The organism is Blastococcus sp. SYSU D00868 (genome assembly GCF_054050575.1).
Map to the genome: position 1 here is coordinate 25,074 of NZ_JBJGZO010000031.1, position 12,805 is coordinate 37,878.

Genomic DNA, 12,805 nt, shown 5'->3' on the forward strand with positions numbered 1-12,805 from the left:
TCCGGCACAGCACCTGCGCGCCCGCGGGGTTCACTCCCCCGGGCGCAGCTGCCCGTACCAGCGGGCCAGGTCCGGCAGCTGGTGGTGGGCGTTGAGCCCGCTGGGGTTGGGCACCACCCACGTCTCGACCCCGCCGAGCGGCTCGGGCTGGCGGCCCAGCGCGGCGCGCGGCCGGCCGGTCGCCAGCCGCCAGGCCGTCACGCCCAGCACGGCGAGCACCCGCGGCCGGTGGACGGCCACCAGGCCGGCGAGCGCGGCCAGCCCTTCCCGCAGCTCCGCCGGGGTCAGCTCGGCGGCGGTCCGGGTGGGCCGGTCGGCGATGTTGGTCGAGCCGAGGCCGTACCGCAGCAGCTCGCGGTCCTCCTCCGGCGCGAGCCGTCGCGGGGTGAGCCCGGCGAGGTGGATCGCCGGCCAGAACCGGTTGCCGGGCCGGGCGAAGTGGTGCCCGACCGCGGCCGAGGTGAGCGACGGGTTGATCCCGCAGAACAGCACGTCCAGGCCCGGTGCGACCACGTCGGGCAGCGGTTTGCGGGGCGGCACGGTGGGAGTCTGCCCGCCCGGCTACCGTCGGCCGGGTGGGCGAGCGCTGGTTCGAGGACTACCCCGTCGGCTCCACCGGCGAGTACGGCCCGCTGCGGGTCGCCGAGGACGACGTCGTCGACTTCGGGCGCCGGTACGACCCGCAGCCGTTCCACGTCGACGCGGCGGCGGCCGCCGCGGGGCCGTTCGGCGGGCTGATCGCCAGCGGCTGGCACACCTGCGCGCTGATGATGCGGCTGCTGGCGACCGAGTACCTGTCGCCGGCCTCCAGCCTGGGCTCGCCCGGGGTGGACGAGCTGCGCTGGCGGGCGCCGGTGCGGCCGGGCGACGAGCTCACCCTGCGGACCACCGTCGAGGAGGCCCGCGTCTCGCGCAGCAAGCCCGACCGCGGGCTGCTGCGCACCCGGGTCGAGCTGGTCGACGGCGGCGGCACGGTGGTGCTGTCGATGGTGGCGATGAACCTCGTGCGGGCCCGTCCCGCCGCCTGAACGACCGCCCGATCGGGGCCCGCCGTCGGCCGGGTTGCACCGACCTGGCACCGTCGTCCCGGGGTGGATCCGCGCACGGGCGGGTAGTGCACCCCGGAAGGTCTTCGGAGAGCAGGAGCGCAGAGGATGCCGCAGGGCACGGTCACGTGGTTCAACGCCGAGAAGGGCTTCGGGTTCATCGCACCCGAGGACGGTGGGGACGACGTGTTCGTCCACTTCTCGGCCATCGAGGCCTCGGGCGGGTTCCGCAGCCTCGAGGAGGGCGAGCGGGTCGAGTACGACGCCAGCCAGGGGCAGCGGGGTCCGCAGGCCGACCGCGTGCGGTCGCTCGGCGGCGGCGGTGGCGGCGGGGGCCGCGCGGGCGGGGACCGCGGCGAGCGCCGGGAGCGCGGCGAGCGGGGAGCCCCGCGCGGCGGCGGAGGCCGGTCGCAGGGCACCGTCGCCCGCTTCAACGCGGAGAAGGGCTTCGGGTTCATCGAGCCCGACGAGGGCGGGGACGACGTCTTCGTGCACTACTCGGCCATCGACGAGTCCGGCTTCCGCTCCCTCGAGGAAGGCCAGCGGGTCGAGTACGACGCCGTCCGCGGCCAGCGCGGCCTGCAGGCCGAGGCCGTGCGGGTCATCGGCGGCGGGGGCGGCGGCCGGGGCGGGCGGTCCGAGCGCGGCGGCCGGGCGGAGTACGGCGGCGGCCAGGGCGGCGGCGGTCAGTACGGCGGCGGTCAGGGCGGCGGCCGGGGCGGCCAGGGCGGCCGGGTGCAGGGCACCGTGGCGCGGTTCGACGCCGACAAGGGCTTCGGCTTCATCGAGCCCGACGACGGCGGGGACGACGTCTTCGTGCACTTCTCCGCGATCGACGAGTCCGGCTTCCGCTCGCTCGAGGAGGGTCAGCGGGTGGAGTTCGACGCCGTCCGCGGCCAGCGCGGCATGCAGGCCGAGGGAGTCCGGGTCGTCGGCGGTGGCGGCGGGGGCGGCCGCGGCGGGCGCCCCGCCGGCGGTCAGCGCGGCGGCGGCTGGCAGGAGCGGCCGGCGCGGGGCGGCCGCGAGGAGCGCCCGGCCCGGCGCGGCGGCGGGGGCGGCAACCGGGGCCAGGGCACGGTGAACTGGTTCAACGCCGAGAAGGGCTTCGGCTTCATCACCCCCGACGACGGCGGCGACGACGTCTTCGTGCACTTCTCCGCGATCCCCGACCGCGGCGGCTACCGCGAGCTGCAGGAGGGTCAGCGGGTGGAGTTCGAGGCCAGCCGCGGCCAGCGCGGCATGCAGGCCGACTCCGTCGAGCCGCTCTAGCCGCTCGACAGCCGGGCGGCGACGCGGGGCCCCAGCTCCGCGGTCGCCGTCCCGGCGGCGGCCGAGGCGAGCACGGCGCCCCACGCCAGCGGGTCCAGCGGCGTGCAGCCGAAGAACCGGCTCAGCCCCGGGGTCTGCACGACGGCGACGAGCACGGCCAGCGACCCCGCCGTGGTGGCCAGCACCAGCGGGCTGCGCCGGCCCGACCACGCCGTCTGCCCGAGCTGGGTGGTGATCAGCGCGGCCAGGCCCATCGTGCCGGCGCGGCCGCGCGGGCCGGTGAGCCGCCCGGTGACCCACGCGCCGGTCGCCCCGACGGTCGTCGCCGCGCCGCGGACCAGCACCGCCCGGCGGACCTGCTCGGTGAAGCCGCGGTGCGGCCCGGCGGCCAGCACGGCCGCGAGCGGGTGCCCGGCCAGCGGGCCCTCGCCCTCCTCGGCCGCCCGCCGCGGCGCGGCCACCGCGACCGCCAGCGCCGGGAACATGTCGGTGAGCAGGTTGACCAGCAGCAGCTGCCGGGTGCCCAGCGGCGAGCGGCCGCCGACCGCCGTGCCCAGCACGGTGAAGGCGATCTCCCCCGCGTTGCCGCCGACCAGCACCGACACGGCCTCGCGCACCCGGCCCCACATCGCCCGGCCCTCGGCGATCGCGTCGACCAGCCGGGTCAGGTCGGCGTCGGTGAGCACGAGGTCGGCGGCGGTGCGCGCGGCCGGGGACTCCGCGCCGGCCACGCCGACGCCGACGTCGGCGAGCCGGATCGCCGCCGCGTCGTTGACGCCGTCGCCGGTCATGGCCAGCGTCGCGCCGGCGCCGCGCAGCGCCGCTACCAGGGTGACCTTCTGCTCCGGGGACAGCCGGGCGAACACGGCCGACTCGCGGACCAGCCGGCGGCGCTCCTCGTCGCCCGCCCGCGCCAGCTGGGCGCCGGTCACCACCCGGTCGGCGTCGGGCACGCCGGCCCGGGCGGCGATGGCCGCGGCCGTCTCGGGGTGGTCCCCGGTCGCGACGACCACGCGGACGCCGGAGGCGCGCAGCTGGGCCACCGCCTCGGCGCTGGAGTCGCGGACGGTGTCGGCGAGCCCCACCAGGCCGCGCACGGTCAGGTCGCGGGCGGCGTCGGCCAGGTCGTCGGGCACGCCGTCGACCCCGCGCTCGGCGACGAGCAGCACCCGCAGCCCCTCCCCGGCCATCGCCTCGGCCTGCTCGCGGACGCCGGCGCACGCGCCGCAGCGGCGCAGCACGACCTCCGGGGCGCCCTTGACGACCAGCCGGCCGTCGCGGACGGCGGCGGAGAAGCCGCGGCCGCCGGCGAAGGGCAGCGCGGCCTCGGGGTCGCCGTCCGGGCCGACGCCGCGCTCGGCCGCCGCCTCGGCCACGGCCCGGTCGGTCTCGTGCGCGTCCTCCTCGCCGGGCGGGACGGCGGCGGCCGCCATCGCCAGGACGTCGTCCTCCCCGGCGCCGTCGAGGCCGGCCACCCGGACCAGGCGCAGCCGGTTCTCGGTCAGCGTGCCGGTCTTGTCGAAGCACACGGTGTCCACCCGGCCCAGCGCCTCCAGCACCCGCGCGCTGCGCACCACGGCGCCGCGCGAGGACAGCCGTCGAGCCGCGGCCTGCTGCGCCACGGTGGCGACCAGCGGCAGCCCCTCGGGCACCGCGGCGACGGCGATCGCCAGCCCCGCCGACACGGCCTCCCGCAGCGGCCGGCGCCACGCCAGCGACAGCGCGGTGACCAGGCCGCCGCCGGCCAGCGTCCACGGCAGCACGGAGCGGGTGAGCTCGGCCAGCCGCGCCTGCACCCCGGCCGGCGGGGCGGCGCCCCCGGCGGCCCGTGCCGCCCGGCCGGCCTGCGTGGCGGGGCCGACGGCGACCACCACGGCGCGGGCGCGGCCGGCGACCACGGTGGTGCCGTCGAAGAGCATGCCGGTGCGGTCGGCGACGTCGGCGCCCGGCGTCGGCTCGACCGACTTGGTCACCGCCAGCGACTCCCCGGTCAGGTTCGACTCGTCGACCTCGAGGTCCTCGGCCTCCAGCAGCCGGGCGTCGGCGGCCACGACGTCGCCGGGCTCGACCAGGAGCACGTCGCCCGGCCGCAGCGCGCTGCCGGGCACCTCCTCGGCGCCGCCCTCGGTCTCCCGCCGCGCGCAGACGTCCTGCTCGAGCAGCAGCGACTCCAGCGCGGTCTCCGCGCGCAGCCGCTGCAGGCCGGAGAGCAGCGCGTTGCCGACGGTGACGCTGCCGACCAGCACGGCGTCGGTGGCCTCGCCGAGCACCGCCGTGGCGGCGGCGCCGGTGGCGAGCACCGGGGTGAGCGGGTCGGCCAGCTCGGCGACGACGGTGCGCGCGTACCGCAGCGGCGTCGCGACCCCGGGGACGGCGGCCGCGCGGCCGGCGAGCGCACGCACCCGCGACGGCCGGTCGTCGGCCGCCCGCTCGGCGCCGGCCAGCCGGCGCCGCACCTCCTCGGCCTCCAGCGCGTGCCAAGGCGTGTGCACGGTCGGCGGCGGAGGCGGCCGGCGGGCGGCCCGCGCGGCGGTGACCGAGCCGTCGAGCATGGTCCAGGTGGTGGCCGACTTGCCCGGGGTGGTGGCCCGCGGCTGACCGGTGTGCGCCCCGCCGACCGCGGCCAGCAGCCCGCCGAGCACGTTGCCGGAGATCGCGGTCTCGACCGCGCGGCGGCTCAGCGCCCGGGCGTCGCGGGTGGCGGCCACGATCCGGCAGGCGTCGTCGAGGCCGGGGCCGGTCACCAGGTCCGCGCCCCAGGCCGGGGCCCGGCCCGCGCGCACCGGGGCGACGGCGACGTCGGCGGCCTGCAGCGCCGGCCCGTCGGTGGCCGACACGAGCAGCACGCCCGCCCCGCCCCCCTGCAGGCGGCGGACGGTGTCGAGCAGCGGCTCGCCGGCCGGCGCGACCTCGTGGGCGGCCGGGGCGAGCTCGGCGGTGCCGGGGTGCTCGGGGAGCACGACCCGCAGGCCGGCGGACGTCGCGGCGTCCAGCAGCGCCTCCGCGTGCGGGTCGAGCTCGCGGGCGACGACGACGCTGCCCACGCGCCGCCCCCGCACGGTCAGCACGTGCCGGCCCGACGGTGGGGCGTCCTGGCGGCCGAGCAGGCGGGTGGCGAGGGTCCAGACGGCGGCGTCGTCCCAGCCGTCGTCCCCCTCGGCGGTGGCCTCTGAGGTGGCTTCTGCGGTGGCCTCGACGACGACCGGCGGGCCCGTGCAGAGCGCGTCGGGGTCGAGGACGGCGACGTCCACCCGGTCCAGCCGCCGGTAGGCGGTGCCGTCCATGGGCAGCACGCCGCGGCGGCACAGCAGCAGGTCGAGGGTGGCCGCGAACGACGTCCGGCCGGAGGTGGCGGCCTTGGGGGTCAGCGCCTTGAGCATGTCGGCCGAGCGGCCGGGCCGGCGGGTGAGCGGCACGAGGGCGAGGGCGCCGGCCAGCGTGGTGGGCGCCAGCCGGTCGCGGTAGGTCTCCACCGGCCCGCGCGGGAGCGGCCGCGGGCGGGGGCCGGGCGGGGCCAGCGGAGCGGCGGCGTCGTCCTCGGGCTCGGGGCGGCACAGCTCGGCCTCGCGGGCCCGCCACACCTGCCGCCGGGCGCGCACCGCGACGGCCTCCTGGACGGCGGCGACGGCGTTGATGGCCGGCACGGTGGGGCTCTGCGCGAGCGCGTGCAGCAGCGAGCCGGTCCCGGCCAGCGCGAGGTCGGCGCCGACGCGGCCGATCCGGTCCGAGAGCGCGCCGCGGACGCGCGGCTGGGACTCCAGCAGGGCGAGCACCAGGGTGGCGTGCCGGGTGAGCGCCGGGACCGGCAGCGCCCTGCCCAGCAGCGCGACCCCGACCCCGGCGCCGGCCACGGCCGCGCGGGCGACGGCGGCCAGCAGCGGCTCGAGGTCGGCGGGGTGGTCGGGGGCGTCGGGGAAGACGCCGGTGCCGCCGCGGGCCTGCTCGATGGCGGCGACCGCGCCCACGACGTCGTCGACCGACACCCGCCGCTCGTCGAAGGAGACCAGCACCCGGCCGACGACGTCGTTGACCGCGGCCCACTGGACGCCCTCGAGCCGCTCCAGGTGCCGGCGCAGCGCCGAGCGGACCTCCGGGGCCTGCTCGGCGGCGGGGGCGGCCAGCTCGACCTGCGCGTGCCCGTGCTCGGCCCAGACGCGGCGGGTGTGCCGGGCCAGCGGCGGCTCGAAGAGGCCGTGCAGGGTGGCGCCGACGCCGTCCCGGACGTGCCCGTCGGGGAACGGGTCGGCGCCGGTGACGACGGTGCCGGCGGCCCGCGCGACGGGCAGCGCGGCGCGGGCACCGGCGTGGGCCGCCTCCCGCGCCAGGCCGGCGGTCGAGCTGACCGCCTCCGTCGCGGCGCGGGTCAGGCGGGTGGTGGCCCGTGCCGGCCCGGTGAGCAGCCCGACCGTGCCGACCGCCGGCACCGGGGCCGTGGTGGCGCCGGTGGCGACCGCCCGGGCGAGTCCCGCCAGGGCACCAGGGACGGCGATCGTCGTGCGCAGCAGCCCCATGGCACCCCCCGGGCGGAACTGAGGTGAGACGGAACGCTACGCCCGACCGCGGCGCCCGGCCTCCCGGCGAGCGCCCGGTCCGGCCGGCCCCGTCCCGCCGTCCCGGCCATTGCGGGCGTTCCTCGCGCCTCACGAGTGCTGCAGGACCCGCGAGGCGCGAGGAACACCCGCAACCAGGCCCGCGCGGACGAGGGAGGATCGAGCGCGTGCCCGATCAGCCCGACAGCCCGCTGGTGACCCTGCACCTGTGGGGCGTGTCCGGCCGGGGCGTCGGGCGGGCGGTCGGGCACATGGCCACCGACCGGGCCCGCCTGCGCCGCGTTCCCGGGCTGCGCTTCGCCAAGCTGCTGGGCACCGGCAGCGGTCGCAGCTTCACCGTGCGCGACGCCGACCCCCGGCGCTGGGGCCTGCTCGCCGTGTGGGACGACGCGGCCGCCGCGGCGGCGAGCCCGGTGCCGCCGGGCTGGCGGGCGTTCGCCGACGAGGAGTGGTCCGCCCGGCTGCGGCCGCTGAGCGCGCGCGGGCTGTGGTCGCGCCGCGAGCCGTTCGGCCGGCCGGCGCCCACCCGCTGGGAGGGGCCGGTCGCCGCCGTCACCCGCGCCCGGCTGGTGACCCGCAAGGCGGTGCGCTTCTGGTCCGCCGTCCCGCCGGTCTCGGCCGACCTGCACCGCTCCCCCGGCCTGCGCATGGCCCTCGGCATCGGCGAGGCACCGCTCGGCCTGCAGGGCACCTTCAGCGTGTGGGAGTCCGGCGCGGCGCTGAACGCCTTCGCCTACGACCGCGCTCCGCACGCCGCCGTCGTCGCCCGCACCGCCCGGGAGGGCTGGTACGCCGAGGAGCTCTTCGCGCGGCTCGCCGTCCTCTCCACGACCGGCACCCTCGGCGGCCGGGATCCCCTCAGCCCGCGAACGTGAGCACGTCCTCCAGCGGACGGCGGTTGGTCGACGGCGTCCGGTCGCTGGTCGGGTAGCCCAGCCGAAGCAGCATCTGCGGGTGCCCGATCAGCGACAGGCGGGTGCGCAGCTGGGAGCGGGTGGCCGGCCAGTCCAGCGCCTGGGTCAGCGGCGAGGCGGCGAGCCCGGCCACGGTGGCCCGCAGCAGCACCTGCCCGAGCGCCCGGCCGGCGGTGAGCCAGGCGTCCGGGTCGTCGCTGTCGGTGCCCATCAGCACGACCGCCGGCCGCTCCACCGCCGGCGGCGGGGCGTCGGGGTCCTCCGGGTTGTGGAAGCGGGACCGGTCGGCCGGCCGGGAGCCGACGACGAAGTCGCGGATCAGCCAGTTCGACGGGCGGGTCGCCGGGTCCTCCTCGGGCACCGCGCCGACCGGGATGCCGTCGACCGCGGCCGGGTCGGTGCGCATCCACTGCTGCAGCTCCGCCACGTACTCGGGCTCGGCCTGCTCGATCTCCTCCGCGCGGGAGACGAGGAACGCGGTGGCGACCTCCTCGTCGGACTCGGTGATCGGCTTGAACCACACCGAGTACGTCGCCGCGGCCCGCTGCAGGTCGTCGACCACCTCGGCCGGCACCGCCTGCGGCCGGAAGGGGGCCCGCTCGGTGTGCCGGCTGGCGATCGCCGCCCCCACCGCGCGGTCGTCGTCGGTGACCTCCCGGGCGCCGGTCACGGTGAGCGTGGCCAGGAGGTCGGGGTCGGCCGGGTCGGGCAGCAGCTCGACCGCGACGTCCGCGCCCTCGGCCCGCAGCGCGACCAGCGCGAACTCCACCGCCACGCCGCAGCTGATCACCCGCTGCCGGCCGCTGCGGTCCAGGGTGTGCAGCGCCCGGGCGGGGTCGGTGCGGACGTCGAGCCGTTCCCCGCGCACCGCGAACGACCAGGGCTGGGTGTTGTGGATCGACGGCGCCCGCGTCGCGGCCTCCACCACACGGCTCCACTGCTCGCGGTCCACCGGTCACCTCCCGTCCGGCCCCGTCCGGGGCGCGTCGCTGCCGGGTCCCTGCCTACCCCATGCCGCGGGGACCGGCAGCAGCGCGTCCGGGAGGTGGCCCACCCCGCCGCTACGGCGTGGGCGTGCGGTGCGCCGCCTCCTCGGTCCGGGAGCCGCGGGGGTGCGGGATGTGCGGGAGGTGCGGGAGCCGCACGGTCCGGTGCGCCGGCGCCTCGGGCCGGCCGGGGCGCCGACGGTGCCGCCCGGCGCGCAGCGCCCGCACCGCCACCGCGGGCCGCATCAGCGCCGGCGGCGGGTCGATGAGGTTGGCGACCCGCAGGAACGCGGCGCCCACGTCGCCGTCCACCTCGGCCGCCGCCTGCACCCGCGCGACGTAGGCGTTGACGGCGCGGACGCGCAGCGGGCGCGCCCCGGGCACCGGCGGCAGCCGCAGGTCCGCGCCGGCCGCGATGTCCCAGGGCGCGTCGACGGCGCGGGCCGCGCCGCGCCAGAAGGCCCGCGCGAGGGGGTCGGCCCCCTCGGCCACCAGCCGGCGCAGCAGCAGCGCCTCGACCGCGGCGACGGTCATGCCCTGCCCGTAGACGGGGTTGAAGCTGCTGAGCGCGTCGCCGGTGACCAGCAGCCCGCGCGGGCAGCGGTCCAGCTTCTCGTAGTGCCGGCGCACGCTGGAGTGGAACCGGTACGGGCGCGGGGCCTCCAGCGGTTCCCGGTCGGCGACCAGCTCGCACAGGTCGGGGACCGGCAGCCGCGTCAGGAACTCCCGGAAGGCGTCGAGCTCGACCGGCGCGGCCTCGCCGGCGTAGCCGCCGGCGGCGAGCTGCCAGCGGTCCCCCTCCATCGCCAGCGCGGCGCCGAAGCGCGGGGCGGCGGCGGTCGCCCCGACGACGCAGGCGAGGTCGCCACCGAGGTCCCCGGGGCGCCGCGGCAGGATCCACGTCGTGTAGCGGACGTCGACGACGACCCGGGACTCCGCCGGCGCCGGCCACCCGTGCTCCGCCAGCCAGGTCGGGGTGTGCGACCCGCGGCCGGAGGCGTCGACCACCAGGTCCGCGGGGAGGACCTCCCGGCGCCCGTCCCGGACGACGTCCACGCCGGTCACGCTGCTGCCGTCGAGGACGAGGTCGGCGAGGTCGGCGCCCTCGCGCACCTCGACGCCGGGCAGGGCGCGCACCCGGGCCCGCACCCGGTCCTCGAGCAGCGGACGGCTCACCGCGATGCCGCGCAGGCCGATCGGCTCCTGGCGGAGCAGGTGGCCGTCGTTGTACCAGCGGACGTCGGCCTGCATGTCCCCCGTGGTGGCGCCCCGCGCCACCAGTTCGTCGGTGAGCCCGGGGAACAGCTCGTCGAACACCTCCCGCCCCCGCGCCAGCACCCCGTGCGGGTGCCGGCCCTGCGGCACACCCCGGCGCGCGACCGGGGTCCCCGGCAGCCGGTCGCGGTCCAGCACCGTGACCCGCGCGTGGCTCTCGCTCAGGACCCTGGCGGTCAGCAACCCCGCCATGCCTGCCCCCACGACGACGGCACGTCCTCCCCCGGTGGTCATGGCCCCTCCTCCCGGTCCGTGGCCGAACGCGGGCGACGCTGCTCCTCGTCCCGCCCGGGGCACAGGGCCGTCGGGCCCCCGCCGGGAGGCGCCCACGGCGGGGAGACGGGACACACAGGTGCGGCTACTGCAATTTTGCAGTCCCTGCACCTATCCTCGACCGGTGACCGCCGGCCTGCGAGAGCGCAAGAAGCTCGCCACCCGCCTCGCGCTGCACCAGGCGGCGCTGCAGCTGGTGGCCGAGCGGGGCCTCGACGGCGTCTCCGTCGACGACATCGCCGCCCGCGCCGACGTCTCCCCGCGGACCTTCTTCAACTACTTCCCCGCCAAGGACGACGCGGTCCTGGGCTTCGACACCAGCGGCGCCGCCGGGATGGCCGAGCGGTTCACCGCCCGCCCGGCCGGGGAGTCCGCGCTGGCGGCGCTGCGCACCGTGTCGGTCGAGCAGGCCGCCGAGATGGCCGAGGAGCCGGCCGGGCTCTGGCCGCTGCGGCTCACGGTCATCGAGGCCCAGCCGGTGCTCGTCGCCCGCCTGCACGCCGTCTTCGGCGCCTCCGAGCGCGCGCTGGCCGAGGCCATCGCCGTCCGCACCGGGACGGACACCGGCGCCGACGCCTACCCGACCCTGCTGGCCGGCGTCGCCGGCGTCGCCCTGCGCACCGCCCTGCACCGCTGGCTGGCGTCGGACTTCACCCGGTCGCTGCCCGAGCTGGTCGGCGAGGCGTGGGACGCCCTGGCCGCCGGGCTGCCCGACCCCCGCCCCTGACCCGCGCCCCGTTCCGTCGCGGCTCCGCCGCGCGCCCGCTCCCGCCCGACCTCCCCGAGGAGACCCATGCACGCCCCGCCCGCCGCCGACGCGGCCCCGATCGTCCTCACCCGGCGGCGGATCAACCTGATCTTCAGCGCGCTGCTCGCCGGCATGCTCATGGCGGCGCTGGACCAGACGATCGTCGCCACCGCGATGCCGACGATCGTCGGCGACCTCGGCGGCGTCTCGCACATGGCCTGGATGACGACGGCCTACCTGCTGGCCACCACCCTGGTGATGCCGCTGTACGGGAAGTTCGGTGACCTGTTCGGGCGGCGGACGCTGTTCCTCGTCGCCATCGGCCTGTTCACCGTGGCCAGCCTGGGCGCCGCGCTGTCGCCGGACTTCACCTGGCTGGTGATCTGGCGCGGGGTCCAGGGGCTCGGGGGCGGCGGGATGATGATCCTGGCGCAGGCGATCATCGCCGACATCGTCCCGGCCCGGGAGCGGGCGAAGTACATGGGCCCGATCGGCGCCCTCTTCGGGCTGTCGGCGGTGGCCGGCCCGCTGGTCGGCGGCTTCTTCACCGACTCGGCGCTGTTCGGCTGGCAGTGGTGCTTCTGGGTGAACGTGCCGGTCGGCCTCGGCGCCTTCGCGATCGGCTGGTTCGCGCTGAGCCTGCCCCGCAAGCGCAGCACCACGCCGCTGGACTGGGCCGGCATCGTCACCCTCTCGGCGACCACCACCTCCCTCGTCCTGTTCACCGACTTCGGCGGCAGCGACGGCTGGACGGCGCCGGGGACGCTGTGGATGCTGGCGGCCTTCGTCGTCTCGGCCGTCGCCTTCGTGGGGGTCGAGCGGCGCGCGGTCGAGCCGATCATCCCGATGACCCTGTTCCGCAACCGGACCTTCGTCGTCGCGACGGCGCTCGGGCTGGCGGTCGGCCTGGGCATGTTCTCGGCCATCGCGTTCATGCCGACGTTCCTGCAGATGAGCTCCGGGCTCTCGGCGGCCGACTCCGGCCTGCTCATGCTGCCGATGACCGCCGGCATCATCCTCACGATCCAGGGCTCGGCCGGCTTCATCATGCGGACCGGCCGCTACAAGGTGTTCACCGTCGCCGGCGTCGGCGTGATCCTCGCGGCGCTGGTCTGGATGACCACGCTGTCGGGGCGCACCTCGCTGTGGACCGTCGGCGCCATGTTCTTCCTGCTCGGCGCCGGGCTCGGGCTGATCATGCAGAACGTGGTCCTCGCGGCGCAGAACGCCGTCTCCGCCGACCAGATCGGGACGGCGACCTCGACGAACAACTACTTCCGCGAGGTCGGCGCCACGCTCGGCGTCGCCGTGTTCGGGACGCTGTTCACCAGCCGGCTGGCCGACGAGCTCGTCGAGGCGCTGTCGGGCAACGGGCAGCAGGCGGCCGAGGCGGGCATCACGTCCGCCGAGAGCCTGACGCCCGCGGCGGTGCAGGCCGCCGGCGACCCGCTGAAGACCGCGATCGTCGACGCCTACGCGCACTCGCTCGCCCCGGTCTTCTGGTACCTGGTGCCGATCCTGGCCGTGGCCTTCGTGCTGGCCCTGCTGCTGGAGGAGATCCCGCTCTCCGACACGGCCGGCATGGTGGCCCGCGGCGAGGCGGTGTACGGCGGGGCCGACGAGCCGGGCGCCCAGCCCGTCGCCGCGGTGCGCGCGGACGGGACGGCGGTCGTCGTCGTCCCCGACCCGGCGGCGGACGACGACCCCCGGGACGCAGCCGCCCGCGTCTGAACCCGCGGAGGGG

At 78.1% G+C, this 12,805-nt stretch carries 9 protein-coding genes; 5 read left to right on the top strand and 4 right to left on the bottom strand.

What is annotated here, in order from left to right; all coding sequences use genetic code 11:
• Positions 1–30 precede the first annotated feature (30 nt).
• Entirely contained in the window at positions 31–540 is a 510-nt protein-coding gene (gene mug, locus ACI79F_RS20235) for a G/U mismatch-specific DNA glycosylase (protein WP_456547167.1), read from the bottom strand.
• A 35-nt stretch (positions 541–575) separates the two neighbouring features.
• Here mug and ACI79F_RS20240 point away from each other — a divergent pair, with 35 nt between their 5' ends.
• Positions 576–1,028 (top strand): MaoC family dehydratase, encoded by a 453-nt coding sequence (locus ACI79F_RS20240; protein ID WP_456547166.1) that lies wholly within the window; start codon positions 576–578, stop codon positions 1,026–1,028.
• Between the two features lie 126 nt (positions 1,029–1,154).
• Positions 1,155–2,315 (top strand): cold-shock protein, encoded by a 1,161-nt coding sequence (locus tag ACI79F_RS20245; protein ID WP_456547165.1) that lies wholly within the window; start codon positions 1,155–1,157, stop codon positions 2,313–2,315.
• Here the strand turns inward: ACI79F_RS20245 and ACI79F_RS20250 are convergent.
• On the bottom strand, positions 2,312–6,826 hold the full coding sequence (locus ACI79F_RS20250; RefSeq protein WP_456547164.1) for an HAD-IC family P-type ATPase: 4,515 nt from the start codon (positions 6,824–6,826) through the stop codon (positions 2,312–2,314). The genes ACI79F_RS20245 and ACI79F_RS20250 overlap by 4 nt on opposite strands.
• Before the next feature lie 206 nt (positions 6,827–7,032).
• Here ACI79F_RS20250 and ACI79F_RS20255 point away from each other — a divergent pair, with 206 nt between their 5' ends.
• Complete coding sequence (locus ACI79F_RS20255) at positions 7,033–7,740, top strand: monooxygenase (RefSeq protein WP_456547163.1); 708 nt, start codon at positions 7,033–7,035, stop codon at positions 7,738–7,740.
• Here the strand turns inward: ACI79F_RS20255 and ACI79F_RS20260 are convergent.
• On the bottom strand, positions 7,724–8,731 hold the full coding sequence (locus ACI79F_RS20260; protein ID WP_456547162.1) for an Acg family FMN-binding oxidoreductase: 1,008 nt from the start codon (positions 8,729–8,731) through the stop codon (positions 7,724–7,726). The genes ACI79F_RS20255 and ACI79F_RS20260 overlap by 17 nt on opposite strands.
• A 109-nt stretch (positions 8,732–8,840) precedes the next feature.
• On the bottom strand, positions 8,841–10,274 hold the full coding sequence (locus tag ACI79F_RS20265; RefSeq protein ID WP_456547161.1) for an FAD-dependent monooxygenase: 1,434 nt from the start codon (positions 10,272–10,274) through the stop codon (positions 8,841–8,843).
• Positions 10,275–10,437: 163 nt separating this feature from the next.
• Here ACI79F_RS20265 and ACI79F_RS20270 point away from each other — a divergent pair, with 163 nt between their 5' ends.
• Together ACI79F_RS20270 and ACI79F_RS20275 are read left to right on the top strand one after the other, a co-directional pair.
• The gene (locus ACI79F_RS20270) at positions 10,438–11,040 is read left to right on the top strand and encodes an acyl-CoA-like ligand-binding transcription factor (RefSeq protein WP_456547160.1); all 603 of its coding nucleotides are present in this window, start codon (positions 10,438–10,440) and stop codon (positions 11,038–11,040) included.
• Between the two features lie 66 nt (positions 11,041–11,106).
• Positions 11,107–12,792, top strand: coding sequence for an MDR family MFS transporter (locus ACI79F_RS20275; RefSeq protein ID WP_456547159.1), 1,686 nt, complete (start codon positions 11,107–11,109; stop codon positions 12,790–12,792).
• Positions 12,793–12,805 lie beyond the last annotated feature (13 nt).

What these genes read in the sequence shown, in the direction of transcription:
- ACI79F_RS20245 (WP_456547165.1), top strand. Translation starts at nt 1,155, where the DNA reads ATGCCGCAGGGCACGGTCACGTGGTTCAACGCCGAGAAGGGCTTCGGG.
- ACI79F_RS20265 (WP_456547161.1), bottom strand. Translation starts at nt 10,274, where the DNA reads ATGACCACCGGGGGAGGACGTGCCGTCGTCGTGGGGGCAGGCATGGCG.
- ACI79F_RS20275 (WP_456547159.1), top strand. Translation starts at nt 11,107, where the DNA reads ATGCACGCCCCGCCCGCCGCCGACGCGGCCCCGATCGTCCTCACCCGG.
- ACI79F_RS20250 (WP_456547164.1), bottom strand. Translation starts at nt 6,826, where the DNA reads ATGGGGCTGCTGCGCACGACGATCGCCGTCCCTGGTGCCCTGGCGGGA.